Genomic DNA, 25853 nt, shown 5'->3' with positions numbered 1-25853 from the left:
CGCTGAGCCGGCCCGACCTGGCGCTGCGACGCTGCGCCCGCTCGCGCTGCACCCCGGTGACGAGGTCCGGATCGTGGCCCCGGGTGGGCCGGTCGCCGCGGAGCCGGTCGAGCGGGGAATGGCCGTGCTCGCCGGCTGGGGGCTGCGGCCCCGGTTGGGCCGGCACGCACTGGGCCGGCACGGTTTCCTGGCTGGGACCGACCAGCAGCGGGCCGCCGACCTCGCCGAGGCGTTCGCCGACCCGGCGGTACGCGGCATCGTCTGCGCCCGGGGCGGCTACGGCACCCAGCGGGTGGTGGACCTGCTGGACATGGCGGCGGTGCGCCGGGATCCGAAGGTGGTCTGCGGGTACTCGGACATCACCGCCCTGCACCTGGCGCTGTGGCGGGGTGCCCGGTTGGCGACGGTGCACGGGCCGGTGGCGGCCTGGGACGACGAGCGGACCCCGGCGGTGTCCGCCGGGTCGCTGTGCCGGGCGCTGATGAAGCCGGTGCCGACGGTGCTCGCCCGGTCGCCGGACGAGGCCGGCGCGGCGGTGCTAGTGCCGGGTCGGGCCGACGGCACCCTGCTCGGCGGCAACCTGACCGTGCTCGCGGCCTCGGTGGGCACCGCCGACCTGCCGGACCTGACCGGGTCGATCCTGCTGATCGAGGAGATCGGTGAGCCGCCGTACCGGGTGGACCGACTGCTCACTCAGCTGCGCCGGGCCGGCGCGCTGGATGGCCTGGCCGGGGTCGCCCTCGGCCAGTTCACCGGCTGCACCGACCGGCACGGGGTGGACGTCGCCGAGGTGCTCACTGAACGGCTCGGTGATCTCGGCGTACCGGTGCTGGGTGGGCTGCCGCTCGGGCACGGGCAGACCCCACGCACCGTTGGCCTCGGCGTACCGGCCACCGTCGACGCCGCCGCCGGCACCCTCATGGTCTCCCCCGCCGTGCGCTGACCCGAGCCGGCCGGATGCTCACAGCCCGTTGACAGCTTCGGCATGGGTTGTGTTGAGGACCGCCAGGCACCGTCGGTCAGGTCATCGCACCACACCGCAACGACATCCGGAGGTTGACTTGTCCAGACGGATCACGAGGAAGCGGGCGCTCGCGGGCCTGGCCGCGGCGGGCGTGCTCAGCGTCGGGATCGCGGCGCCGACCATCGCCTTCGCGCAGGAGGGCGCCGAGCCGAGCGCCAGTGCCAGTGCCAGTGCCAGTGCCGACGGATCGACCGGCGAGGAGCGCCGGGCGGCGAAGATGACCGAGTTGGCTGAGGCGCTGGCCGACGAACTCGGCGTCTCCGCCGACGACGTCACCGCCGCCCTGGAGAAGATCCGTGAGGAGCGGACCGGTGACCGGCCCGAACGCGGAGAGCGGCCGGAGGGGACGGCCGACCGGCAGGCAGCGCTGCAGGAACGGCTCGACGCGGCGGTCGCCGACGGAAAGCTCACCCGGGCCGAGGCCGACGCGGTGCTCAAGGCGTACGAGGAAAGGGTGCTCGCCGGCCCCGGACGCGGCGGTGGTCCGGGCCGTGGCGGCCCAATGGGCGGTACGGACGAGGGGCCGGCGGCCGACCAGTCGCCGGACGGCGCCTGATCCGCTCCCGCCCCGAAAGGTCCTGGCGCCGGAACGCCCCTCGCGGGGTTGCTCCGGCGCCAGGATCGTCTTCGCGCCGGCCGGCGGCGGCCGGGGACGACGAGCCGGCTCAGGCGATGCAGGCGCAGACGATCAGGGCGGCGCCGAAGTGCGTCGCGGCGCTGACCCGGGCGGCGGGGTGCGGCTCGTCGGAGCAGATCACCGCGCCGAGCCGGCCGGGGGTCAGCCAGTCGAGCACGGCGAAGGCCAACGCCATGATGCCGAGCCCGATCAGTCCGAAGAGGATCGTCGAGGCGAGCCCTTTGGTGAACGACGGGTAGCTCGTCAGGATCGCGGTGAAGACGATGCCGGCGACGCCGAGCTGGTTGGCGGCGAGCAGCAACGCCGCGTTGCCGTTGCGATGCACCCAGATCAGCTCGCGCAACTTCCCAGGGGTGAGCCAGTCGACCACCACGAAGCCGGCCGCCATCAGAGCAACGCCGACCGCTCCGAAGACGATGCTCTGCCAAGCTCCGGTGAGCAGATCCTCCAGCACGCACGTTCCTCCCGATCGAGTCGCCGCGGGGGCGGCGAGTGTCGGGAGGGACGATAGCGTGGCGGCGCCAGCCCGCTCAGAGCGCGCCGAGGTAGCGGCGACGCTCGTACGGGGTGACCTCGCGGCGGTACTGCTCCCACTCGGAGCGCTTGTTGCGCAGGAAGAAGTCGAAGACGTGCTCGCCGAGCACCTCGGCGATCAGCTCCGAGCTGGCCATCACCTCGATCGCCTCGGAGAGGTTCTCCGGCAGCGACTCGTACCCCATCGCCTTGCGCTCGGCGGCGGACAGCGCCGACACGTCGTCCTCGGAGCCGGGCGGCAGCTCGTAGCCCTCCTCGATGCCCTTGAGACCGGCACCGAGCATCACCGCGAAGGCCAGGTACGGGTTGGTCGCCGAGTCCAGCGAGCGGACCTCGACCCGGGCCGAGTTCGGCTTGCCGTACGCGGGAACCCGCACCAGCGCGGACCGGTTCAGGTGCCCCCAGCACACGTACGCCGGGGACTCGGTGATCCGGTCCGGCAGCGCCTGCGGGAACAGCCGCTTGTAGGAGTTGACCCACTGGTTGGTGACCGCGGTGTACTCGCGGGCGTGCACCAGCAGTCCAGCGATGAACGCCTTGGCGACCTTGGAGATCTTCATCGGGTCGCCGGCGTCGTGGAACGCGTTGCGCTCGCCCTCGAACAGCGACAGGTGGGTGTGCATCCCGCTGCCCGGCTGGTCGGTGAAGGGCTTGGGCATGAAGGTCGCCGCGACGCCGTGCGACAGGGCGACCTCCTTGACCACGTGGCGGAAGGTCATGATGTTGTCGGCGGTGGTCAGCGCGTCGGCGTAGCGCAGGTCGATCTCCTGCTGGCCGGGGGCGACCTCGTGGTGGCTGAACTCGACCGAGATGCCGATCCGTTCCAGGGCGAGCACCGCCTGGCGGCGGAAGTCGCGGGCAACCGCGTGGGTGGTGTGGTCGAAGTAGCCGCCGGAGTCGACCGGCACCGGGGTGGACCCGTCAGCCGGGCTGTTCTCCAGCAGGAAGAACTCGATCTCGGGATGGGTGTAGAAGGTGAAGCCCTTGTCGGCGGCCCGGGACAACGCCCGGCGCAGCACGTGCCGGGGATCGGCCCAGGACGGCGTACCGTCGGGCAGCAGGATGTCACAGAACATCCGGGCGCTCTCGCCGCTGACGCCGCCCTCGAACGGGAAAACCTGAAAGGTCGTGGGATCCGGCATGGCGACCATGTCGGACTCGAAGACCCGGGCGAACCCTTCGATGGCGGAGCCATCGAAGCCGATGCCTTCTTCGAATGCCGCCTCAAGCTCAGCCGGCGCGACCGAGACGCTCTTGAGCGTGCCGAGCACGTCGGTAAACCACAACCGAACGAAACGGATGTCGCGCTCTTCCAGAGTACGGAGCACGAACTCCTGCTGACGGTCCACGTCTACCCCTCGTGACACTGGTCTGCCCGGACCGGTTCCATTCTCCGCGCTGCTGCCCTCCAGCGCAGGACCAGGTGCTGTCGGCTCCCACCTGAGCTGCCCAGTCTTTACCGACCTCGTTACACCGACGTTACGGGACCGCTCCGGTCGCGCACCTGGCGGGGCCAGCCGACAATCCACGCCATTCCGGCGCTTTTCTATTGGCCACCACGAAAGGGATATTAGACCACGATCACCGGGGCACGCCGGAGCATGTCCGCACAGTCACCTGACCGGTCCCCCGTAGCGAGGCGTCGGCGACCGGCGGGTTGGTCGGGGTCGCGCTGGGGGAAGATAGCGACATGCCGACGCTGCGCATCGCCCTCGCCCAGGTCAACCCCACCGTTGGCGATCTACCGGGCAACGCCCGGCTGGTCCGCGACTTCACCCGTACGGCGGTGGACGCCGGCGGGCAACTGGTCGTGTTCCCGGAGATGATGCTCACCGGTTACCCGGTGGAGGACCTGGTGTTCCGGGAGTCGTTCGTCGCCGCCGCCCGGTCCGGCGTCCGGCAACTCGCCGCCGACCTGGCCGCCGACGGGTTCGGCGACGTACCTGTGCTGGTCGGCTACCTCGACGCCGACGGGCCGGCCGCGATCAGCGCCGAGGCCGACCCGGGCCGGGGCCCGCGCAACGCCCTCGCCGTGTTGCACGGCGGCACCGTGGCGGCCACCTACTTCAAACACCACCTGCCCAACTACGGTGTCTTCGACGAGGACCGCTACTTCGTGCCGGGCATCGCGTTGACCGTCGTGCGCGTCTGCGGGGTCGACGTGGCGTTGACCATCTGCGAGGACCTGTGGCAGGCCGGCGGGCCGTTCACCGCCGCCCGCCGCGCCGGCGTCGGCCTGGTCGTCACGGTCAACGGGTCGCCGTACGAGTTGGACAAGGACGACGCCCGGCTGCCGTTGGTGCGGCGGCGGGCCGCCGAGGCCGGCGCCACCGTGGCGTACGTCAACCTGGTCGGCGGCCAGGACGAACTGGTCTTCGACGGCGACTCGATGATCGTCGCCGCGGACGGCACGCTGCTGGCCCGCGCGCCGCAGTTCGTCGAGCATCTGCTGCTGCACGACCTGACGCTGCCGGCCGCGGACGCCCCGGCGCAGGACCCCGCCGCGACCCCGGAGACCGCCGACGCGACGGCCACCCCGGAGACCCCGGACGGCCCGGACCGGATGAGCATCGACCGGGTGGTGGTCGGTGACCGGCCGGCCGACCCGACGGGCGGGCCGGTCAGCGGCGGGGTCGCCGAGCCGCTGCCGACCGAGGCGGAGATCTGGTCGGCACTGGTGCTCGGGCTGCGCGACTACGTCCGCAAGAACGGCTTCTCCTCGGTGGTGCTGGGGTTGTCCGGCGGGATCGACTCGGCGGTGGTGGCCGCGATCGCGGTGGACGCGCTCGGCCCGGACCGGGTCGTCGGCGTCTCGCTGCCCAGTCAGTTCTCCTCCGAACACTCCCGGGCCGACGCCGCCGAGCTGGCCAAACGGACCGGCCTGGACTACCGGATCGAGCCGATCCAACCGATGGTGGACCCGTTCCTGGCCAACATCTCGCTCTCCGGGCTGGCCGTGGAGAACCTGCAGGCCCGGGTACGCGGGGTGATCCTGATGGCGCTGTCCAACCAGGAGGGCCATCTGGTGCTGACCACCGGCAACAAGAGCGAATTGGCGGTTGGCTACTCCACCCTGTACGGCGACTCGGTCGGCGGCTTCAACCCGATCAAGGACGTCTGGAAGTCGCTGGTGTGGACGCTGGCCCGGTGGCGCAACGACGACGCCGTCCGGCGGGGCGACGAGCCGCCGATCCCGGAGAACTCGATCGCCAAGCCACCGAGCGCGGAGCTGCGTCCCGGTCAGCTCGACACCGACTCGCTGCCCGACTACGCGCTCCTCGACGGGGTGCTCACCGGCTACATCGACGGCGATGCCGGCCGCGACGACCTGGTCGCCGCCGGGCACGATCCGGAACTGGTCGACCGGGTGCTGCGGATGGTGGACCTGGCGGAGTACAAGCGGCGACAGTCGGCGCCCGGCACCAAGATATCGATCAAGGCGTTCGGTCGTGATCGACGGCTGCCGATCACCAACCGGTGGCGGGAGCCCGGCGACGGATGAGACCCCCGGGTGACCGGGTGAGGTGTGAATTCCTGCACTGAAGCCTCTCCGCGCCGGTGCCACCGGTGGCACCATCGGGACGTACCCCGGGGACCGCGACCGCGGCCACGAGGGTGAGAGGAGACGACGATGTCCCGATCCACGCCAGCCGAGGCCGTCGCACTGTACGGCGGACCGGTCAGCCGCCGGGTCCGCACCCGAGACCTGATCGCCGCCAAGGAACGCGGCGAACGGTGGGCCATGCTCACCTCGTACGACCAGTACACCGCCGCGATCTTCGACCAGGCCGGCATACCGGTGCTGCTGGTCGGTGACTCCGCGGCGAACAACGTGTTCGGCCACGAGACCACCGTGCCGGTCACCGTCGACGAACTACTGCCGCTGGTCCGGGCCGTGGTCCGGGCCACCCGGGGCGCGCTGGTCGTCGGTGACCTGCCGTTCGGCTCCTACGAGGAGGGGCCGACGCAGGCGCTGCGCACCGCCGTACGGTTCATGAAGGAAGGCGGCTGCGGCGCGGTCAAACTCGAGGGCGGCCGCCGGGTCGCCGACCAGATCGCCGCGCTGACCGGGGCCGGCATCCCGGTGATGGCGCACGTCGGCTTCACTCCGCAGCGGGAGCACACCATCGGCGGCTACCGGGTGCAGGGCCGTGGCGACGCCGCCGACGAGGTGATCGCCGACGCCCACGCGGTCGCCGAGGCCGGCGCGTTCGCCGTGGTGCTGGAGATGGTGCCGGGGGTGGTCGCCAAGCGGATCACCCACGACCTGCCGGTGCCGACGGTCGGCATCGGCGCCGGCCCGGAGACCGATGCGCAGGTGCTGGTCTGGCAGGACATGTCCGGCTTGCGGTCCGGCCCGACCCAACGGTTCGTGAAGACCTACGCCGACCTCGCCGGGGTGCTCGCCGACGCGACCCGCCGGTACGCCGACGACGTCCGTGACGGCCGGTTCCCGACCGCCGCGCACACCTTCTGACCGACCGCCGTCACCGTCCGGTCCGGTCGCAACGGGATTCGTCCGGGTCCCGGGGCGGATCCGCCGATCGCCCGGGATCCGGCGGATCTCACAGATCGGTGACCCGTACCCCGGAATGCGCCTTGTACCGGCGGTTGATGGCGATCAGGTTGGCGGTGAACGCCTCGATCTGGTGAGCGTTGCGCAGCCGGCCGGCGTAGATCCCCCGCATGTCCGGGATCCGGGCGGCGAGCGCGGCGACGACCCCCGCCGCCTCCCGGTCCTCGGCGCAGATCAGTACGTCCAGGTCGATCCGCTCGATTCTCGGGTCGGCCAGCAACGGCGCGCTCAGGTGGTTGAAGGCGGCGCAGACCCGTGAGTCGGGCAGCAGCGCCGCGGCTTGCTGCGCGGCGCTGCCCTGCGCCACCGGCAACGGGTACGGGCCCTGCTTGTCGAAGCCGAGCGGGTTCACGCAGTCGACCACGATCTTGCCGGCGAGCGGGTCGCGCAGTGCGGCGACGGTCGCCTCGTGACCCTCCCACGGCACCGCGATGATCACCAGGTCGGACCCGCCGGCCACCTCGTCGTTGCCGTCGCCGCTGATCACCCCGGCCGCGACCCCGGGCAACGCGGCGATCTCCTTGGCCGCGGCGACAGCCCGGGTGCCGTCGCGGGACCCGATGCGGACCGGCTGGCCGGCGCGGGCGAGCCGGTACGCCAGGCCCCGTCCCTGGTCGCCGGTGCCACCGATGATGCCGACCGTCAGGCCGGAGACGTCGGGCAGTGTGCTGGCGTCATATCCCATCCGCTCATCCTCACCCACCGGACGGCCGCACGGGACCGGACCGTGACGTCGACCACCCCGGACCAGGCCGGTCACCTGGTCTGACGTGCGTCAACGGCCGTCGACGGCATCGACCGGCCCGGGCTCGTACCGGTCGGCCAGCCGCCGCAACGGCGCGGTGACGTGGGCGTACAAGGCACCGACCGCGCCGTGGCCGGCGGCCACCAGACACCCAGGGCACGGACCATTCCTAGCAGCCGGCCGCCACGTGACGCGTCGGTGGTACGGCGGCGGCCGGCCGGACACGGTGTGCAGATACGGTGGCCGGTATGCCCCCCGGGTCAGCGGCCGGCCTTGCGGGCGGTCTGGGTCCCGGCCTTCTTGGTGGTCTTCTTCGCGGTCTTGCGGGTGGCCGCCGCCTTCTTGGCGGTGCCCCGCTGGGCGGGGGTGGCGTTCCTCGGTGAGGTGGCCCGCTGCACCCGGCCCGCGGTGCGTTTCGTCGCGGCGGCGACCTTCTTCCCGGCCCGGCCGGTGGTGCCCTTGGCCGGCGTGGACCTGGTCGCGGTCGTCGTCGCCGTGGCTTTCGTGGCCGTGCTCCTGCCTGCGGTCGCGGTCTTCTTCGCCGGACTGGTCTTCCTCGCTGGACTGGCCTTGCGAGCGGTGGCCGTCGCCTTCTTGGCTGGACTGGTCTTGCGCGCCGTGGCCGTCGTCCTGCGCGCCGCCGGGCTGGTCTTCTTGGCCGCTGCCTTCTTCGCCGTCGGGCTGGTCTTGCTCGCCGTCGGGCTGGTCTTCTTCGTAGCGGGCTTCTTCGCCGCCGTCGCGGATGCCTTCCGCGCGGACGTCTTCTTCGCCGCCGGACTCGTCTTGCGCGCCGCTGTCTTCGTGGTGCCGGTGCTCGACGCCCGCCGGGCGGCGGGACGGGTCGCGGCTTTGGTGCCAGCAACCATGGCTTTCTCCTCCTTGCGGACTTTCAATGGATTTGCCCCCTATGGAGACAATGGAGTCTCCGGTCCCCGACCCAGGTACGGCCGGACCGGCCTAGCCCTGCTCCCCGGTCCAGCGGGCGTCCTCGGTCTCCCACTCCTCGTTGCGTTCCGACACCCGCTGCAGCGCCTGCTCAGCTTCGGCCTTCGAGGTGTAGGGACCGAGCCGGTACTTGGCGGCACACAGGTCCGCCCCGGACTCCACGCGCTGATGACGAAGGCACCAGAAGTACTCGCCACCAGGTCCGCTGTCGCTCATGAGAACACTGTGCACGGAAAAACGGCAAAGCGCTACCGTTTCGCCCAAAATGTCGCCGCTTCTCCATAATAGACGTGCGCCATTGCGGCCGGCTCCCATGCCGGCAATTGACAGCTCGATACGAAAGGCCGGCAACGCCCCGAGCCAAGTCGAGTCGAGTCGAGTCCATCCTGGGCGGAGCGGACCGGGTGCCGTCGCGGAAACAGAGCCAGGTCAACCGGTCGCGAACGCGGTCTCGATCAGCCGCCGCAGCCCGTGGCCGTCATCGACGGTCACGTCCGGCACCCCGCCGGGCTGGCCACGTTCCCGACCGGTGCGGGCCGAGACCATCAGCACCGCCGCACCGGCTCCGGCCCGCCGGGCGCACGGGACGTCCCGGGCCGGGCTGTCCCCGACGAACCAGCAGTCCGCCACCGGCACGTCGAGTGCCCGCGCGGCGAGCCAGGCGACTTCAGGGTTGGGTTTACGCACCCCGGCCTCGTCGCTGTAGATCTGCACAGCGAACCGGTCGCCGAGATCCACCGAGTCGAGATAGTCGCGGTGCGCCGCGCCGCACAACGTGTTGCTGACGATCGCCAGCGGCAGGCCGGCGGCAGCGGCGGCGTCCAACGCCGCACGGATGCCGGGGCGTACCGCCCAGTCCGCGCGCCGGGTCCACGCGTAGCTCAACGCGGTCGCCTCGCGCAGCACCGCGTCGCGGGCCGGGGCCGGCCAGCCGGGTGTGATGAACTCCCGCCAGACCTGTTCGTGGCCGTACTCCCGGGGGCGGTCCTGCTCGCCGATCCGGTCCCGCCAGGCGGCGTACTCACGTTGCCCGTCGACCAGCGACCGGGTGATCCGTTCGGCGGACAACGCGTCGCCGACGAGCGCACGAAGCCGGTCGACCAGGTGGGTCGGCTGCGGTGAGATCGAGGGGGCGTCGACGAGGACACCGCCGAAATCGAGCAGGAGGGCGCGAGGGGTGGGCAACATCCGACCATCATCCCGGCGGGCGGGCTCACCGGCGACTCCGGGATCCCGCCATGTTTACGCAAACACGGCGAGCACTGCTAGTGTCAGCGCGGCTACCGGCGTACCCCCGACACCGGGCGTCGCCGACGCCGGGAGAGGAAGGTGTCGACGCCCGATGAGTTCGACTGCAGCCGACCCGCCGGGACGTCGCCGACGCCGGGTGTCGATGGCCGACGTGGCCCGGCTGGCCGGGGTCTCCACCCAGACCGTCTCCCGGGTGTCCACCGGGCACCCAGGTGTCATCCCCAGCACCCGCGAGCAGGTCGTCGCCGCGATGCAGCAGCTCGGCTACCGGCCCAACAGCGCCGCCCGGGCACTCAAGTACGGCGAGTTCCGCACCATCGGCGTGATCACCTTCACCCTGTCCACCACCGGCAACAGCAACACCGTGGAGGCGATCGCCACCCACGCCGCAGCCGAGGGTTACGTGATCACGCTGATCCCGGTCGCCGCTCCCACCCAGGACCGGGTGCTCGGCGCCTTCACCCGGCTCGGCGAACTCGCGGTCGACGCGGTCATCGTGATCATGGAGGTGCACCTGCTCGACACCAGCACCGTGCTGCTGCCTCCCGACGTGCATCTCGTCGTGGTCGACTCGGATGCCGGTGACCGCTACCGGGTGATCGACACCAACCAGGCCGACGGTGCCCGGCAGGCCGTCCGGCACCTGCTCGACCTCGGCCACCGTACGGTGTGGCATGTCGCCGGACCGCCGGAGTCGTACGCCGCAGAGCGGCGAGCGACCGCCTGGCGTACCACCTTGTCGCAGGCCGGCCGGGAGGTGCCGGCGCTGCGCCGCGGCGACTGGTCGGCCGAGGCCGGCTACCGGGCCGGCCTCGAACTGGCCGACGAACCGGACTGCACCGCGATCTTCGTCGCCAACGACCAGATGGCGCTCGGGGTGCTGCGGGCCATGCACGAACGCGGCCGGGTGGTGCCGCGTGACGTCAGCGTGGTTGGCTTCGACGACATCGCCGAGGCCGGGTCGTTCATCCCGCCGCTGGCCACCGTCCATCAGGACTTCGCCGAGGTCGGCCGGCGCTGCGTCGAGGCGGTGCTGCACCAGGTCCGCACCGGCACCGCACAGACCGGCACCACCCTGGTGCCGACCCGCCTGGTGGTCCGGTCCAGTACCGCCCCGCCGCCGGCACGCTGACCCAGCGGTGCCGACGGCGCGCTGACCGGATCCCACGTCCGGTCAGTGCGCCGTCGGCACCGCCCGTACCGCGACCCCCCGGGGCGGCAGCGTCTCGGCCGGCCCGACCAGCGGTACGCTCGCCACGTCGGCCAACGACACCGGCTCGTCGGTCCGGTTGATCAGGAACCAGTGCTCGCCCCGGACGGCCAACTCGACCCTGCCCCGCAACCGCTCCGGCAGGTCGCTGGTCACCCCGGCCGCCGTCGCGAAGCTGGCCAGTACACCGGCCAGATCGGACACTCCGAGCCGGGTGGAGACGTAGCCGGCTGAACCGGCACCGACCGTACGGCGGGTGACCGCCGGCCGGCCGGCGTACTCGCCGGTGCGGTACGCCGCCAGCACCTCGACCTGCGAATCGGTCACCGTGACGCGGTCGGTCCACAGCTGCCCGGTCGCGCCGGTGTCCAGCAGCACCTCGGCGCCGTCGGGCAGCGGGCCGAACTCCTCGATCCGGATTCCGAGCAGGTCCCGCAGCGCCCCCGGGTACCCGCCGAGCCAGATGTGGTCGTGCTCGTCGACGATCCCGGAGAAGTAGGTGGTCACCAGGTGGCCGCCGGCGGCGACGTGACCGCGCAGCCGGCCGGCGAGCGCCGCCGGCACCAGATGCAGGATCGGGGCGACCACCAGGCGGTACCCGGAAAAATCGGCGGCGACCGGCAGCACGTCGGCCCGGATGCCGAGCGCGAGGAACGCCGAGTACCAGTCGAGCGCCTCCTGCTTGTAGCGCAGCCGCGACGTCGGATGGGAGTCCTGCTCGCAGGCCCACCACGACTCCCAGTCGAACAGGATCGCCGCCGGTGCCGGGGTGCGCCCGGTGCCGGCGACACCGGCCAGGTCGGACAGCGTACGGCCGAGCGCGGCGACCGAGCGGAACAGGTCGCTGTCGGCCCCGGCATGCGGCAGCATCGCCGAGTGGTACTTCTCCGCACCGGCCGCCGACTGGCGCCACTGGAAGAAGCAGACCGCGTCGGCGCCGTGCGCCACATGGGTCAACGAGTCCCGGGCCAGCTCACCGGCGCGTTTGGGCAGGTTGACCGGCTGCCAGTTGACGGCACTGGTGGAGTGCTCCATCAGGAACCAGGGCCGTCCGCCGGCCAGGTTGCCGGTCAGGTTCGCCGAGAAGGACAGTTCGTCGAGGGCCTGCGGTCCCGGGTGCACGTAGTGGTCATTGGCGACGAAATCGACCTCACTCGCCCAGTCGGCGTAGTTCATCCCGGACGACTCCCCCATCACCATGAAGTTGGTGGTGACCGGCACGCCCGGGGTGACCTCGCGCAGGATGTCGCGTTCGGCGCGCAGGTGCGCGCGCAGCGCGTCGGAGGAGAACCGTTTGAAGTCCAGCTGCTGGGTCGGATTCGGGTAGGAGGCGGCCTGTCGGGGCGGCAGGATCTGGGCGAAGTCGGTGTAGCGCTGCGACCAGAACGCCGTGCCCCAGGCGTGGTTGAGCGTGTCGATGTCGCCGTAGCGGTCCCGCAGCCAGGTCCGGAACGCGGCGGCGGCGTCGTCGGAGAAGTCGTAGACGTTGTGGCAGCCGAGCTCGTTGGAGACGTGCCAGGCAGCCAACGCCGGATGGTCACGGTAGCGCTCGGCGATCGCCCGGACCAGGCGCAACGCGTACGCCCGGAAGATCGGTGAGGTGGGCCGCCAGTGTTGCCGGGCACCCGGCCAGACGGTGGCGCCGTGCCGGTCGACCGGCAGGATCTGCGGGTGGGCGGCGGTCAGCCACGGCGGCGGCGAAGCGGTCGCGGTGGCCAGGTCGACGGCGATGCCGTTGGCGTGCAGCAGGTCCATGATGTCGTCGAGCCAGGCGAAGTCGAACTCGTCCGGGCCGGGCTGCAGCCGGGCCCAGGAGAAGATGGCCAGCGAGACGATGTTCACCCCGGCGGCGCGCATGGCCGCCACATCGTCGTCCCAGACCGACCGGGGCCACTGTTCGGGGTTGTAGTCGGCACCGTAGCCGATCCGGGGGCCGCCGTTGCCCGGCCAGCGCAGCCAGCGGTAGTCGACGCCGAATGCCACGTACTTCTCCTCGATGGTCGGGGTGGTAGCGCCACGGGCCCGGCACCGCCGTCGCGGCGGTGCCGGGCCGGGTGGATCAGCTGACGGTGAAGCCCTGGTCGGTGCCGTAGCTGACGCAGGTGTCCCGCCAGGCGTCGAGCGCCTCGGTCAGCGGGGTGTCCGACACGTACGCCTGCCCGACGGTGTCGTTGAACACGCTGTTGGCGTACACCTGGAACGGCAGGTAGGACCAGCCGTCGACGACGCCGCCGGCCGACTGGGCGAAGATCTCGTTGGCCCGCTGCCCGCCGAAGTACGCGAACTCGGTGCCGAGGAACTCCGGCGACCGCAGCTGAGCGGTGGTGGCCGGGAAGGCGCCGCCGTCGACGCGGATCTGCACCCCGTCGCCGGCGTTGGCGTACTCGATGAACCCGTACGCGAGGGCCTTGTTCGCCGCCGCCGACGGCACGGCCAGCGAGCTGCCGCCGTTCTCGGCGCTGGCGGTGCCGCCGGCCTCCCACTGCGGCAGCGGGGCGACCCGCCACTTCCCCGCGCCGTCGGCGACGCCGGAGATCAGGTTGGCCGGCATCCAGGCGCCGGTGGCGAGGCTGGCGATGGTCCCGTCGGCCAGCCCCTGGTACCACTGGTCGCTCCACGAGCTGACCGGGGCGAGCAGGTCCTCACTGATCAGCTGCTGCCAGGTGTCGGCGAACCGGGACGAGCCGTCGTCGGTGAAGTCGATGCGCACCTCGGTGCCGTCGACCTGGAACGGCTGGCCGCCGGACTGCCAGATCAGGCTGGTGGTGAAGCCGGCGTCGCCGACGTCGTTGGTGATGTACACCTGCGGGTCGGCCCGGTGCAGTTCGCGGGCGGCGTCGACGTACTCCGCCCAGGTGGCCGGCACGTCGATGCCGTGCTCGTCGAAGACCTCCTGGTTGTAGAACAGCGCCATCGGGCCGGAGTCCATCGGCAAACCGTGGACGCCGCCGCCGGTGTTCACCGACGACCAGGGTCCGGGGGTAAAGGTGCCGGCCAGGTCGCCGGCCCCGTAGTCGGTGAGGTCGGTGACCGACCCGGCGAGGGCGAACTGCGGCAGCGCGTAGTACTCGATCTGGGCGACGTCGGGCAGCCCGTCGCCGGCGGCGATCGCGTTCTGCAGGGCGGTGTACTGGTCGTCGCCGGTGCCGGCGTTGACCAGTTCCACCGTGACGTTCGGGTAGGCGGCCTGGAATCCGGTGACGACCTCGGCGAGGGTCGGTTCCCAGGCCCAGACGGTCAACTCGCCGCCGGCCTCCAGAGCGGCCCGCACGTCGGCGGCGGAGACCTGCTCGTCACCGGCGGAGTCGGTCGGGTCGTCGCCGGAGCCGCAGCCGGCCAGCGCCAGGGTGGCCGCTGCGGCGACCGCGACCGCCCGCACAGTGGTGCCGTTCATGGGGTGTCCCTTCGGTGATGGGTGGTCACTCCTTGACGCCGCCGGCGGCCAGCCCCGACTGCCAGTAGCGCTGCAGGAGCAGGAAGGCCGCCAGCAGCGGCAGGATGGTCAGCAGCGACCCGGTGATGACCAGGTGGAACACCGGCTGGCCGCCGGCGGTGGCGGCCTGGGCGTTCCAGGCGTCCAGGCCGAGGGTCAGCGGATACCAGTCCGGGTCCTTCAGCATGATCAGCGGCAGGAAGTAGTTGTTCCAGGTGGCGACCATGCTGAACAGCAGCACCGTGACGATGCCGGGTGCCAGCAGCGGCAGGCAGATCTGGAACAGGGTGCGCAGCTCGCTCGCCCCGTCACACCGCGCCGCCTCCAGCAGTTCGTCGGGGATCGCCTCGGCGGCGAAGACCCACATCAGATAGAGCCCGAACGGTGTGATCAGCGACGGGATGATCACCGCCCACGGGGTGTTGGTCAGGCCGAGGCGGCTGAACATCAAAAAGGTCGGCACGGCCAGCGCGGTGCCGGGCACGGCAACCGCGCCGATAACGATCGCGAAGACCGCCCGGCGGCCGACGAAGTCGAACTTGGCCAGGCCGTACCCACCGAGGGTCGCGAGCAGGGTGGCGCCGCCGGCACCGGCGAGCACGTACAACAGGGTGTTGGCCAGCCAGCGGAGGAAGATCCCGTCGTCGTAGCGCAACGTCTCGACGACGTTGTCCCACAGCGCGAAGTCGTCGGCGAACCACAGCCCGAACGAGGAGAACAGACCCGGCTGCGACTTGGTGGCGTTGACCAGCAGCCAGAGCAGCGGGACGAGGCTGTAGACGAGGACGATCCCGGTCAGCGCGGTCAGGGTCAGACTGCGGCCGGGCCGACGCACCCGAGTGAGGCCGGGCGTCATCGACCGTCCTCCCGGATGCCGCGCAACTGGACGAGGTACGCGATCGCCATGGTCACCAGGCCCATCACGATGGCGACGGTGGCCGAGTAGTTGTACTGCTGCCCCGAGAACGACAGCGAGTACGCGTACAGGTTGGGGGTGAAGTAGGTAGTGATGGCGTTGGGTGCCAGGTGCTGCAGGATGCTCGGTTCGTTGAACAGCTGGAAGCTGCCGATGATGGAGAAGATGGTGGCGATGACCAGCGCCCCCCGGATGGCCGGCAGTTTGATGGCGCGGATGACCCGCAGCTGACCGGCACCGTCGACCTCGGCCGCCTCGTACAGCGATGTCGGCACCACGCGCAGCGCCGAATAGAAGATGACCATGTTGTAGCCGACGAACTCCCAGGTGACGATGTTGCCGATGGACAGCAGCACCAGGTCGGGGCGCAGCGGGTCGGGCAGCGTCACGCCGAGCGTGTCGTTGATGTTGCCGACCAGCCCGAACCGGGTGCCGTACATGAAGCCCCACATCAGGGTGGCGACGACGGCCGGGACCGCGTACGGCAGGAAGATCGCGACCCGGAAGAAGCTCCTGCCGTACAGCCGACCGCTGTCGATGGCCAGCGCCACCAGCAGTGCGAGGAACAGCATGATCGGCACCTGGACGGCGAGGAAGACGGCCACCCGGCCGAGCGCCGACCAGAACTGGGGGTCGGTCAGCGCCCGCTGGTAGTTGTCCAGCCCGACGAAGGAGTTGCCGCCGATCAGTTGCCGTCGGTAGAGGCTGAGGTGGATCGCGTAGCCGATCGGTGCGATGAAGACGAGCGCGAAGACCAGCATGAACGGCGCGACGAACTGCCAGCCGGCCAGCGAGCGCCGGCGCGGCAGCCAGCGGGGTCGCGCCGGCGGAATGGTCATCACGCCCAACCTTCGGTTGCTGAGGGGCCGAGGAGCCGAGGGACCGATGTTTGCGCAAACATCGACCTTAGCCAGGTGATGTTAGCGCAAACATCGGGGTCCGATGTTTGCACCAGCCCGACGCCGCGTCAACCCCGTCGCGCGTCACCGGCACGCCGGCCGGACCGACCAATTCAGCCGGTTCAGCCGACTCGTCCGGATCACCGAGATGCTGGTACGCGTACCCCAGGCTGTGCCAGGTGGTTGCCTGCCCGGGTCCGTCCCCGAACTCCCGCAGCAGGCGCAACGCCCGACCGCACCAGTCCAGCGTCTCGGCGTACTCGCCGAGCTGGGCGTGCTGCCAGCCGACCACGTTGAGCGCCTTGCCCTCCCCCCGTCGGTCACCGGCCGCCGCGTAGAACTCGTACGCCGTCCGCCCGTGCGCCAACGCCTCGCGATGACGTTCCTGCCGCTCCCGCAGCAACGACAGGCTCAACTGCAAGGCGGACCGCTGCAGGACGGTCAACGCCGACCAGTGCCCGCGTCGGTCCAGATAGGTGTACGTCACCTGAGTGAGATGCAGCGCTTCAGACCTCAGCCCGGCGGCGACGGCCGCGTCGAACACCGCTTCCAGCACGATGTGCTCGGCGGCGAACCAGGTCAGCGCCGCCTGGCTGTCCGTCGGCAGCTCGGCGACGACACCGGGGCAAGCCGGAACGGGCACCGTCGGCGCCGGGGCCGACACGGTAGGACCGGGGTGAGTACCGAGCAGCCGGAACAGCTGCGCCGCCGACGGACTCAGCGCCTGGTAGGACCAGGAGAAGACGGCGCGCCCCGAGCTGCGGGTCGTCCGGTGCCAGCGCGTCGAGGCGGTGCCGGGCGACCCGCAGCTCGGTGGCGAGCGCCGCCAACGGCATCTGCGGTGCGATGACGGCACGCGCCGCGACCACCGCCAACGCCAACGGCAGACCGGCGCACCGGGCGACGATCTCGTCCACCGCCATCGGCTCGGCGGCGCACCGCCGCTGGCCGACCCGCCGCCGCAGCAGTTCCGCCGCATCCGACGGGTGCAGCAGGTCGAGGGTCAACGGCTGGGCGCCGTGCGCGGCGACCAGCCCGGTGAGCTGGTTCCGGCTGGTCATCACCACCAGGCACTGCGGCGAGCTGGGCAGCAGCAGCCGCACGTGAGCGCTGTCGCGGGCATTGTCCAGCACGATCAACAGCCGACGACCGGCCAACGTGGTGCGGTACAGGGCGGCCTGAGCGTCCGGGTCGAAACCGCGCAGGTTCAGGTAGAGCTGTCCATCGGGGAACCGGTCGGCGACCTGGTGCGCCCACTGCACGACGAGGGTCGTCTTGCCGACCCCGGCGGTGCCGCCGACCGCCACGATCCGGACCGTACCGGCCGGGGTGATCTGCCGCGCCGGGTCGGTGACCGGCGCGAGCCGGGCCAGCTGCGCCAACTCGGTACGGCGGCCGCTGAAGTGCCCGAGCGCCGGTGGCAACTGCCGGGGCACCGCCCGGACGACCAGCTCGACGGGCCCGACCGCCGGGTCCGTCGGCACGGCGACGCGACGCTGCTCGTCGACCCGGTCCCGGGCGCTGGCCAGCGCACCACGCTCGACCGCACTGGCACCGAGCACCGCGACCAGCACGTCGAACCGGTCCGTCGGCGGCAGCGTCTTCCCGGTGAGATACTCCGCCACCGCCGTGTGCGACCAGCCGGCGCGGGTAGCCAGCACCCGGTAGGACAGCACCCGCTGACCCTCGCGGCGGGCGTGCCGCCGCCGCAGCGCCCGCAGCAACGCGGCAAGGTCATCCACTGTCCGCACCCCGGCGGCGTCGCGCACCAGCCGGTCCGGCGGCCGCGTGTCCACTCCGTGCACCATCGCGACTCTCACGACCTTCACCGGTCAGCCGTCACTGTGGCGACCCGCCGTGCGGCGACCCGCTCCACAGCGGATGTTAGTCGATGTACGCCGATGTACGGAGATGATCGTGATCACCATCCCGCCACCGGTCGGCACCGCACCCTGGACGCGTACCGATCCACGGCGGACAGAGAGGATACCGACCCATGTACTGGTCCACGCGGGTACGCGGGTGGCGAAGGCGCACTACGGTCAGGCGGCGGGTGACCGGACGGGGCCCCGGTCACCCGCGTGTTCGTTCCCGGCGTACCGCCCACCACAGGGTCCACCGGCCGGCAGACTGGCCTGGTGAACGACGAGCAGACCGCTGAACGCCGGTCGCCACGTTGGCGGACCTGGGCGCCGCTGGCGGCGCTGACCGCCGTGGTGCTGGCCGGCGGCGTGCTGCGGCTCGCCGGTGCCGGCCCGGTCGCCGACGGGGTGTGGGCGGCCGCCACGTTCGCCGCGCTGCTGCCGGCGCTGCGCTGGATGGGTCAGTCGCTGCGACGGCGACGGATCGGCGTCGACGTCATCGCCGTACTCGCCCTGGTCGGCGCGCTACTGGCCGCCGAGTACCTGGCCGGCGCGGTGGTGGCGCTGATGTTGGCCAGCGGGCACACCCTGGAGACGTACGCGCAGCGACGGGCCAGCCGGGACCTGCAGGCGCTGGTGGCGCACGCACCGCGTACCGCCCGGCGGCGGGCCGCAGACGGCACCGTCGCCGCCGTCGACGTGGGTGAGGTCGTCGCCGGGGACCGGCTGGTTGTCGGCCCCGGCGACGTGGTCCCGGTCGACGGCGTCGTCGAGGAGCCGGCCACCCTCGACGAGTCGGTGGTGACCGGCGAGTCGCGGCCGGTGGAGCGGGCCGCCGGGGAGCGCGTCGCCAGCGGAGTGGTCAACGCCGGGGTCGCGTTCGGGTTGCGGGCCGTCGAGACCGCGCAGGGCAGCACGTACGCCGGGATCGTCCGGCTGGCCACCGAGGCCGGTGCCGGCAAGGCGCCGACGGTACGGCTCGCCGACCGGTACGCCGCCGCGTTCGTCCCGTTCACCCTGGTGCTGGCCGGTGCCGGCTGGCTCGTCTCCGGTGAGTTCGTCCGGGCGGTCGCCGTGCTCGTCGTCGCCACCCCCTGCCCGCTGCTGCTGGCCACCCCGATCGCGATCGTCGCCGGGCTGTCCCGGGCGGCCCGCCGCGGCGTGCTGGTCCGCGACGGCGGCGCGCTGGAGCAGCTCGGCCGCGCCCGTACCCTGCTGGTCGACAAGACCGGGACGTTGACCACCGGCCGGCCGGCGACTACCGACGTGGTCACCGGCGACGGGGCCGACCCGGCCTACCTGCTGCGGCTGGCCGCCTCGGTGGAACAGCTCTCCCCGCACGTGCTGGCCGGTGCGGTGGTACGGGCCGCCGGCAACCGGGGCCTGCGGCTGACCGCCCCGGCCGAGGTGACCGAGGATCCCGGCCGGGGCGTCCACGGCCGGGTCGACGGCCGTACGGTGCGGGTCGGCCAGCCGGACGGGCCGCTGCCGGACTGGGCGGTCCGGGTCCGGGACCGGGCCGAGGCCGACGGGCTGTCGGCGGTGTGGGTCGGCGTGGACGGCGTACCCGCCGGGGCGATCCTGCTGCGCGACCCGGTGCGGCCCGACGCCGCCGGCACGGTGCGGCGGCTGCGGCAAGCCGGGTTCACCCGGCTGGTCATGCTGACCGGCGACCGGCGGGAGGTGGCCGAGCGGGTCGCCGCGCAGGTCGAGGTGGACGACATCGTGGCGCGCTGCCCGCCGCAGGAGAAGACCGCCCGGGTACGCGACGAGTCGGCCCGCGCGGTGACGGTGATGGTCGGCGACGGGGTGAACGACGCCCCGGCGTTGGCCGCCGCTGACGTTGGCGTGGCGGTCGGCGGCACCGGGACCAGCGCCGCGGCCGGGGCCGCCGACGCGGTGCTCACCGGTGACCGGCTGGACCGGCTCGCCGACGCGGTCGACATCGCCCACCGGTCCCGGCGGATCGCGGTGCAGAGCGCCTCGGTCGGCATGGGCCTGGCGGTGGTGGCGATGGCGGTCGCCGCGTTCGGCCTGCTGCCGCCGGTGGCCGGCGCGTTCACTCAGGAGGGCATCGACGTCGCGGTGATCCTCAACGCGCTGCGCGCGCTGCGCCCCGGCCGCCGACCCGCCACGTCGTCACCCGGCATGCCATGACCCTGGTTCAGGCCGCCGACAGGTCCGACAGCGCCGTCATGTGCGGCACCTCGCCACGGTGTTGCCGAGCCTGCAGCACCAGGTTGGCCACGACGAGCGACGGGTCGACCTGCGGCAACTCGCCACGCTCGGCCTGGCACCGAACACCTTCCTGGGCGTCGTCGCCCCGGACCGGTGCTCACCGCTGCCGCCGGCAGAGTAGGCGCAGCCCGTCCCGCTGCACGAAGATCTCCCGCCGTTCGACGGCTGTACCGTCGCGGCCCAGCACGTAGCCGGTGAGCCACACCCAGTCGGCGTAGGTCCAGCGCTTGTCGACGACGGTGACCCGGAAGCGGAAGCCCCGGTCACCGGCGAACTGGACGCTGGCGGCGGCCCCGATCGCCAGCACGTCACCCGGCTCAGGCGCCGGGGTCGATGTCGAGTTCACCGACATACGGCAGCCGGGCCTGATCGTTCTGCCAGTCCCGCAACGCCTGCTTGAGCAGGGACAACTCTTCGACGAGTTGGGCGATACTCTGGTCGCGGCGACGCAGCTCGACGGCGACCTGGGCGACGTACGCCGCGACGTGCCGTGGGTCGAGGCCACGCCAGCGGGTGCGGAACCGCACCCGGGCGACCTGCTCGGCGGTCAGTGGCACCGGCGCGACGTCCCCCTCGTACGTCTCGCCGTTGACGCTGACCGCCGGCGGCCGGTGCCGGCCGGATGAGCTCGCGGATGCCCTGGTCACAGCGCTTCTCCCTCCGGCGGCGGCGGTCCGGGCCAGGTCGACCGCCCGCACCAGGGACACCATCTGACTTTCACCTTGAAGGCGAACAGTCCGGCCAGGAACCCCAGCAGGACCGCGCCGACCAACGCACCGACTTCCACGAGGACCTACCCCCTCTTCAGGTCGGGACGCCGGCCGGCCTCCTTGCCGCGACGCCGGCCGGCGCCCAGGTGGACGGGGATGTGCGAGGCGACGAGGCGGTACGCCGACTTCGGGTCTGCCGGCCCGGCTCTCGCAACCAGAGACAGATTGACATCTCTGTCGTACGGCTACAAGACTTCAGTGTAAGTTTTCTCCAGACGGCCGACTGGATGGAGTCAGGTCTTGAAAGTTGCGGTAATCAAGGGAAGACTGCCTACCGGCAGGTCCGAAAAGGATCCGGAGGAGGTCTACATGTCACGAGCAAGCGGACCCACGATCGCCCGATGGCAGCTCGGCAGGCAGCTCAAGGCCGCCCGCGAGGCGGCCGGCATCACCCAGATCGCCATCGCCGAGGTGCTCGCCTGCAGCGAGTCGAAGATCTACAAGATCGAGGCCGGTGACGTCGGCGTCGGCCGTGGCGACCTGATCGTCATGCTCGACCGCTACGGTGTCACCGACGAAGATCGCCGCACCACCATCTTCGACCTGCAGAAGCAGGGCAAGCAGCGCGGCTGGTGGTCCAAGTACGGCACCATCCCGATGAACTACAGCATGTACGTCGGTCTCGAAGGCGCCGCCCGCGAGGTGCGCAACTTCGAGCTGGCCATCGTCCCCGGCCTGCTCCAGACCGAGGAGTACGCCCGAGCCGTCGTCGAAGCTGCCTGGCCGGACGATCTCGGCGAGGTGAATCGGCGGGTCGAGCTACGAATGGCGCGACAGGATCGCCTCACCGAGGACCCACCACTGAAGTTCTGGGCCATCGTGGACGAGGCTGCGCTACACCGACGTACGGGTGGCGACGCGGTGATGCGCCGCCAGCTCGACCACCTGACCGAAGTGAGCACCCGGCCGAACGTCATGCTGCAGGTGCTGCCGTTCAGCGAAGGCCATCATCCCGGCACCACCGGATCGTTCTCGATCCTGGACTTCGACGAGGACGTGCACAGCCCTGTCGCGTACGTGATCAGCCCAGCTGGAGACGTGTATCTGGAACGTCCCGAGGACATGAATCGGGTTACGCTTACCTACACCCACCTGCAGACGGCGGCGCTCAGCCCAGGCAAGTCCCGGGACCTGATCGCCGCGATCGCCAAGGACTTGGCGTAGACCAGAAGGAGGGGCGCGATGGACCTCACCCGCGCCGTGTGGATCAAGAGCAGCCGCAGCGACTCGAACAGCCAGTGCGTCGAGGTCGCCCGCAACCTGCCGGGAGTCGTCGCCACCCGCGACAGCAAGGACCCGACCGGCCCGGCGCTGACCTTCGCCCCCTCCGCCTGGACCGCCTTCACCACCGCGCTCAAGTCGTCCCAGCTCTCCGCGTAACCGCCAGCGGCGTGGATGTCTTTCACCACGTCGCTGGCGAAGTTGCGAACCAGAGGTAGCGGAACAGTGACCGCGTTGCGACTGCGTTGCGGTCACGCCAGCTGTTTCGACAGCAAGTTGACCGCCATCGCCCGCGAGCACGCCTCATGACCGCTGAACTCGCCGCCGTCATCGGCCGCGCCCGGTTCCTGCTGCTCGACTTCGACGGACCCGTCTGCAAGGTCTTCGCCAACCACCCCGCGCCCCAGGTCGCCGCCACCCTGCGCCGGCTGCTCGTCGACCAGGGCGTCACCGTCCCGCCCAACCTGCTCGATGAACCCGACCCGCTCGCCGTGCTGCGCTGGAGCGCCACCCTTGACCGGCCAACCATCGTGCGCCAAGTCGACGACGCCCTGCGCGCTGCCGAGTTGGACGCCGTCGCCGTGGCCGAACCCACCCCGTACGCCCAGGAAGTCATCGTGGCCGCCCATCGCGCCCGACGCGGCATCGCGATCGTCTCCAACAACAGCGCCGACGCCGTCAACCGGTACCTGATCGCGCGACAGCTGGACGTCTACATCCACCCCGTCATCGGCCGCCCGTACGCCGACCCCGCCGGCATGAAACCGAACCCGGCACCGGTGCTCGCCGCCATCGGTGAACTGCACGCCCACCCCGAGGAATGCGTACTCATCGGCGACTCACCCACCGACATCGAAGCTGCCCGGGCCGCCGGGGTACCCACGATCGGCTACGCCAACAAACCCCGCAAATACCACAGCCTCAGCGGATCAGACGCCATCATCGGCAGCATGGCCGAAGTCGTCGCCGCCCTCACCGACCGCCGGGTGCAAGGCGGTAGACCCGCGAGTCACGGAGACTGAAGCCGAGTCGTTCGTAGAGCCGGTTCGCGGCAGCACGAGACGGGCGCGACGTCAGGTCAACGGTCCGAGCGCCAGCCTCCCGAGCCAGCCTGACGGCCTCCTGAGTCAGCGCCGCGCCGACCCCGAGACCGCGCGCCACCTCGTCGACCACCACATCCTCGATCCACGCCCGTCTACCGGTCGGGATCGGAAACATCACCAGGGTCAGCGCGCCGACGATCTCGCCCTCGCGGCGAGCGATGAGCAAAGTACTTGCGTCCGACGCCACCAGCTCGTCCAGCGCCGTCAGGTCGAGCGGCTGGGCGGAACGGGACAGCTGTGGAAGGAGCCGTCCGAACGCTTTCACGACCTCGTCGGTGGCGACTCGGACGGCTTCGATCTCGACGCTCATGCTCGCGACTCTATCCACCGGATGCCCCACGCGAGGCGGCCCAGCGAGTTCGGTAAGTCAGCCAGGGTCACCACACTCTGATGACACCCTCGGGTTCGGCAGCGGGCGTGCCGGCCTACGCCGTCGTTGCCGACCGCCTCCTCATCGGGTAATTGGCTCGCCTCGTCGGCGGGAATGCCGGTGCAATCACTGCCATGCGCATCACCTCGGAGACCGTCGATGACGGCATCCGCGAGCAGCTCTTCAGCGTCGGAGACATCCCCGGGGTTCTCTGGACGCCCGCCGAGGGCTCCGGTCCCCGTCCGCTGGTCTTGATCGGGCACGGCGGCGGCCAGCACAAAAAGGGCTGGGAGGTCGTCTCCCGAGCCTTCCCCTACGTCACCTCCGGTGGCTTCGCGGTCGCCGCGATCGACGCGCCCGGTACTGGCGACAGGCCGGAGCACCCGGAAATCCGACGGCTTGTCGCGCTCATCGAGGAACGGGAGGCTGCGGGCGAGCCCTTCGGCCCGGCGTGGCCCGCCCTGAACGACACCGTGGCGGCGCAGCTCATACCCGACTGGCGGACCACGCTGGACGCGCTGCAGAACCTGGACTCCGTCGGCGACAGCCAGCCCGTCGGGTACTACGGCCTGTCCCAGGCCGGTGAGACGGGTATCCGCCTGGTCGCGGCCGAGCCTCGGATCACGGCTGCGGTCCTCGGCCTCGTTGGAAGCGAGTGGCTCACCGGCATCGCAGCGCGGATCACGATCCCGGTCGAGTTCCTGCTGCAGTGGGACGACGAAGGCAATCCACGGGACTCCGTCCTGAAGCTCTTCGACGCACTTGGCTCCGCAGAAAAGACGCTGCACGCCAACCCTGGCAGCCACTTCCGAGTCCCGTCGTTCGAAATCGAGAGCTCGATCCGGTTCTTCGCCCGGCACCTGGGTAGCTCTGGCACCGCAAGCAGTTCCTGACACCACCGAGCGATCACCGATCTGACTCTGCGCGCCCTACGGCCCCCCTACCCGATTGCCGCCCTCAAGGTAGGCAGTCCCGCTGTCCGTCGCCGCTTCCAGCGCGGCGGCGGCCCGCCGAGCCAGCAGCGGCGAGAGCCGCTGCTGCGCCTGCGGCAGGGTCGACCACGCCCAGTTCCGCAACTCCTGCGGCGGAAGCCGGATCGCGTCGGTCTGCGACGCCTCCAGGACGCCGCCGTCGTACACGAACATCACTCCTTCGGTACGGCCGGGGCGAGGCGGCACCCAGTCGACCACCAGCAGCCGGCCGGGAGTGACCGCCAGGCCAAGTTCTTCGGCCAGCTCACGGACCGCCGCGTCGTACGGCGACTCGTCGGCCTCCACCACGCCACCTGGCAGCTCCCAGTAGTCCTTGTACGTCGGCTCGACAAGCAGGATTCGTCCGTCATGGTCGCGCAGCAGCACAGCCGAGCCCATCCGCTTTCGCAGCAATGTCGCTGTGTAATCGTCAGACGGGGAGCTCACCACCGGAGGCTAACCGCCCGAATGTCCGGCTCGCGGCGTCTTCTGCCAGTCAGGACTCGTGGCGGCGGGCCGCCTGTGCCGATCAGGATTTGAGAAGCACCAGCCGTCGCAGCACGGCTAGCGTGACCCTCGGTCACACCCGACAACGACCAGGAGCGACACGACGGGCAAGGCAGACACGGAGGGTTTCTCCGAGGGCGAGCGCACCGCCATGAAGAAACGCGCCGCAGAGCTCAGGAGGGAGACAACCCGCAGTCGTGGTGGCAAGGCAGCCGCCGAGGAACTCGACGTGCTGTCAAAGATCGCCCAAATGGAACCGTCGGACCGCGCACTGGCCGAACGCATCCACGCCATCGTCACCACCAACGCCCCCGAACTGTCCCCGAAGCTCTGGTACGGCCAGCCGGCGTACGCGAGGAAGGGCAAGGTCTTGTGCTTCTTCCGCTGCGGCCAACCTCGCCGACGACAGCGGCCTGTGGCCGACGTCCTTCGCCGTCGCCCAGCTCAGCGAGCAGGCCGCAGAGACCATCGCCGCCCTCGTCAAGAAGGCCGTGAGCTGACCTGCGGGTACGGCTTCGACCGACAGGTGAGCGCCGATAGCGGGGTGAGGTTACGGTACGCTCGCTGCGCCGTGCATGACTGCTGCCCGAGGAGGTGAGTCCGATCAACGCTGTGACAGGTCGGGACTCCCTCCCCCGCAT

26 protein-coding genes and 1 pseudogene are annotated in these 25853 nt (G+C 71.1%); 11 read left to right on the top strand and 16 right to left on the bottom strand.

Annotated features, from left to right (window positions below; translation table 11 throughout):
* Positions 1 to 31: 31 nt before the first annotated feature.
* Positions 32 to 943 carry a S66 peptidase family protein gene (locus ACFHW1_RS10095; RefSeq protein WP_416551802.1) on the top strand — a complete coding sequence of 304 codons (912 nt, stop codon included), beginning with the start codon at positions 32 to 34 and terminating at the stop codon, positions 941 to 943.
* Between the two features lie 118 nt (positions 944 to 1061).
* A complete protein-coding gene (locus ACFHW1_RS10090; protein WP_416551459.1) occupies positions 1062 to 1580 on the top strand; it encodes a hypothetical protein in 519 nt (172 codons plus the stop codon).
* Positions 1581 to 1689: 109 nt separating this feature from the next.
* On the opposite strand, the gene ACFHW1_RS10085 is transcribed toward ACFHW1_RS10090, so the two are convergent.
* The gene (locus tag ACFHW1_RS10085; protein WP_416551457.1) at positions 1690 to 2115 is read right to left on the bottom strand and encodes a DUF350 domain-containing protein; all 426 of its coding nucleotides are present in this window, start codon (positions 2113 to 2115) and stop codon (positions 1690 to 1692) included.
* A 76-nt stretch (positions 2116 to 2191) separates the two neighbouring features.
* Complete coding sequence (gene glnA / locus ACFHW1_RS10080; RefSeq protein ID WP_123602782.1) at positions 2192 to 3544, bottom strand: type I glutamate--ammonia ligase; 1353 nt, start codon at positions 3542 to 3544, stop codon at positions 2192 to 2194.
* Positions 3545 to 3885: 341 nt separating this feature from the next.
* Between glnA and ACFHW1_RS10075 the strand changes: the two genes are divergently transcribed.
* Positions 3886 to 5697 (top strand): NAD+ synthase, encoded by a 1812-nt coding sequence (locus ACFHW1_RS10075; protein WP_416551455.1) that lies wholly within the window; start codon positions 3886 to 3888, stop codon positions 5695 to 5697.
* Positions 5698 to 5826: 129 nt separating this feature from the next.
* Positions 5827 to 6672 (top strand): 3-methyl-2-oxobutanoate hydroxymethyltransferase, encoded by an 846-nt coding sequence (gene panB, locus ACFHW1_RS10070; protein WP_416551453.1) that lies wholly within the window; start codon positions 5827 to 5829, stop codon positions 6670 to 6672.
* 88 nt (positions 6673 to 6760) lie between these two features.
* On the opposite strand, the gene npdG is transcribed toward panB, so the two are convergent.
* The 4 genes from npdG to ACFHW1_RS10050 form a co-directional block, all read right to left on the bottom strand.
* The gene (gene npdG / locus ACFHW1_RS10065; protein ID WP_416551451.1) at positions 6761 to 7456 is read right to left on the bottom strand and encodes an NADPH-dependent F420 reductase; all 696 of its coding nucleotides are present in this window, start codon (positions 7454 to 7456) and stop codon (positions 6761 to 6763) included.
* A gap of 320 nt (positions 7457 to 7776) precedes the next feature.
* The gene (locus ACFHW1_RS10060) at positions 7777 to 8382 is read right to left on the bottom strand and encodes a histone (protein ID WP_416567540.1); all 606 of its coding nucleotides are present in this window, start codon (positions 8380 to 8382) and stop codon (positions 7777 to 7779) included.
* A 91-nt stretch (positions 8383 to 8473) separates the two neighbouring features.
* Entirely contained in the window at positions 8474 to 8677 is a 204-nt protein-coding gene (locus tag ACFHW1_RS10055) for an SPOR domain-containing protein (RefSeq protein WP_123604862.1), read from the bottom strand.
* A 213-nt stretch (positions 8678 to 8890) separates the two neighbouring features.
* Positions 8891 to 9649 carry an HAD family hydrolase gene (locus tag ACFHW1_RS10050; protein WP_416551446.1) on the bottom strand — a complete coding sequence of 253 codons (759 nt, stop codon included), beginning with the start codon at positions 9647 to 9649 and terminating at the stop codon, positions 8891 to 8893.
* A gap of 154 nt (positions 9650 to 9803) precedes the next feature.
* Here ACFHW1_RS10050 and ACFHW1_RS10045 point away from each other — a divergent pair, with 154 nt between their 5' ends.
* Complete coding sequence (locus ACFHW1_RS10045) at positions 9804 to 10844, top strand: LacI family DNA-binding transcriptional regulator (protein ID WP_416567538.1); 1041 nt, start codon at positions 9804 to 9806, stop codon at positions 10842 to 10844.
* Between the two features lie 42 nt (positions 10845 to 10886).
* On the opposite strand, the gene ACFHW1_RS10040 is transcribed toward ACFHW1_RS10045, so the two are convergent.
* The 6 genes from ACFHW1_RS10040 to ACFHW1_RS10015 all read right to left on the bottom strand — a co-directional run bounded on the left by ACFHW1_RS10040 (position 10887) and on the right by ACFHW1_RS10015 (position 17990).
* Positions 10887 to 12905, bottom strand: coding sequence for a beta-galactosidase (locus ACFHW1_RS10040; RefSeq protein ID WP_416567537.1), 2019 nt, complete (start codon positions 12903 to 12905; stop codon positions 10887 to 10889).
* 76 nt (positions 12906 to 12981) lie between these two features.
* Complete coding sequence (locus ACFHW1_RS10035) at positions 12982 to 14316, bottom strand: ABC transporter substrate-binding protein (protein WP_416551440.1); 1335 nt, start codon at positions 14314 to 14316, stop codon at positions 12982 to 12984.
* Between the two features lie 25 nt (positions 14317 to 14341).
* Positions 14342 to 15211: a carbohydrate ABC transporter permease gene (locus ACFHW1_RS10030; protein WP_416551438.1), complete on the bottom strand. Its 870-nt coding sequence runs from the start codon at positions 15209 to 15211 to the stop codon at positions 14342 to 14344.
* Positions 15208 to 16110: a carbohydrate ABC transporter permease gene (locus ACFHW1_RS10025; protein WP_416551436.1), complete on the bottom strand. Its 903-nt coding sequence runs from the start codon at positions 16108 to 16110 to the stop codon at positions 15208 to 15210. Before ACFHW1_RS10025 ends, ACFHW1_RS10030 begins: the two co-directional genes overlap by 4 nt.
* Positions 16111 to 16177: 67 nt before the next feature.
* Entirely contained in the window at positions 16178 to 16726 is a 549-nt protein-coding gene (locus tag ACFHW1_RS10020; RefSeq protein ID WP_416567536.1) for a tetratricopeptide repeat protein, read from the bottom strand.
* Positions 16677 to 17990, bottom strand: coding sequence for an NB-ARC domain-containing protein (locus tag ACFHW1_RS10015; RefSeq protein ID WP_416567535.1), 1314 nt, complete (start codon positions 17988 to 17990; stop codon positions 16677 to 16679). Before ACFHW1_RS10015 ends, ACFHW1_RS10020 begins: the two co-directional genes overlap by 50 nt.
* Positions 17991 to 18308: 318 nt before the next feature.
* On the opposite strand from ACFHW1_RS10015, the gene ACFHW1_RS10010 reads away from it, so the two are divergent.
* The gene (locus ACFHW1_RS10010) at positions 18309 to 20189 is read left to right on the top strand and encodes a heavy metal translocating P-type ATPase (RefSeq protein WP_416615300.1); all 1881 of its coding nucleotides are present in this window, start codon (positions 18309 to 18311) and stop codon (positions 20187 to 20189) included.
* Positions 20190 to 20367: 178 nt separating this feature from the next.
* Here ACFHW1_RS10010 and ACFHW1_RS10005 read toward each other — a convergent pair whose 3' ends face one another.
* On the bottom strand, positions 20368 to 20616 hold the full coding sequence (locus ACFHW1_RS10005; protein WP_416551431.1) for a hypothetical protein: 249 nt from the start codon (positions 20614 to 20616) through the stop codon (positions 20368 to 20370).
* Entirely contained in the window at positions 20588 to 20980 is a 393-nt protein-coding gene (locus ACFHW1_RS10000) for a DivIVA domain-containing protein (protein ID WP_416551430.1), read from the bottom strand. Before ACFHW1_RS10000 ends, ACFHW1_RS10005 begins: the two co-directional genes overlap by 29 nt.
* Positions 20981 to 21349: 369 nt before the next feature.
* On the opposite strand from ACFHW1_RS10000, the gene ACFHW1_RS09995 reads away from it, so the two are divergent.
* From ACFHW1_RS09995 to ACFHW1_RS09985, 3 genes are all read left to right on the top strand, one after another.
* Positions 21350 to 22204 carry a helix-turn-helix domain-containing protein gene (locus ACFHW1_RS09995; protein ID WP_416551429.1) on the top strand — a complete coding sequence of 285 codons (855 nt, stop codon included), beginning with the start codon at positions 21350 to 21352 and terminating at the stop codon, positions 22202 to 22204.
* Positions 22205 to 22222: 18 nt separating this feature from the next.
* Complete coding sequence (locus ACFHW1_RS09990; protein ID WP_416551428.1) at positions 22223 to 22420, top strand: DUF397 domain-containing protein; 198 nt, start codon at positions 22223 to 22225, stop codon at positions 22418 to 22420.
* Between the two features lie 146 nt (positions 22421 to 22566).
* Complete coding sequence (locus ACFHW1_RS09985) at positions 22567 to 23283, top strand: HAD family hydrolase (RefSeq protein WP_416551427.1); 717 nt, start codon at positions 22567 to 22569, stop codon at positions 23281 to 23283.
* Here ACFHW1_RS09985 and ACFHW1_RS09980 read toward each other — a convergent pair.
* Complete coding sequence (locus tag ACFHW1_RS09980; RefSeq protein ID WP_416551426.1) at positions 23234 to 23674, bottom strand: GNAT family N-acetyltransferase; 441 nt, start codon at positions 23672 to 23674, stop codon at positions 23234 to 23236. The two genes, ACFHW1_RS09985 and ACFHW1_RS09980, sit on opposite strands and share 50 nt — an antisense overlap.
* Positions 23675 to 23868: 194 nt before the next feature.
* Here ACFHW1_RS09980 and ACFHW1_RS09975 point away from each other — a divergent pair, with 194 nt between their 5' ends.
* Positions 23869 to 24627, top strand: coding sequence for an alpha/beta hydrolase (locus ACFHW1_RS09975; RefSeq protein ID WP_416567533.1), 759 nt, complete (start codon positions 23869 to 23871; stop codon positions 24625 to 24627).
* 36 nt (positions 24628 to 24663) lie between these two features.
* Here ACFHW1_RS09975 and ACFHW1_RS09970 read toward each other — a convergent pair whose 3' ends face one another.
* Positions 24664 to 25152 carry an NUDIX domain-containing protein gene (locus tag ACFHW1_RS09970; RefSeq protein ID WP_416615298.1) on the bottom strand — a complete coding sequence of 163 codons (489 nt, stop codon included), beginning with the start codon at positions 25150 to 25152 and terminating at the stop codon, positions 24664 to 24666.
* Between the two features lie 211 nt (positions 25153 to 25363).
* On the opposite strand from ACFHW1_RS09970, the pseudogene ACFHW1_RS09965 reads away from it, so the two are divergent.
* Positions 25364 to 25712: pseudogene (locus ACFHW1_RS09965) on the top strand (iron chaperone).
* Positions 25713 to 25853 lie beyond the last annotated feature (141 nt).

This window comes from Micromonospora sp. LOL_014, from assembly GCF_048060245.1.
Taxonomy (GTDB): domain Bacteria; phylum Actinomycetota; class Actinomycetes; order Mycobacteriales; family Micromonosporaceae; genus Micromonospora_E.
The sequence above is the reverse complement of the archived record's forward strand: the minus strand, read 5'-3'. Positions and strand labels throughout refer to the sequence as shown.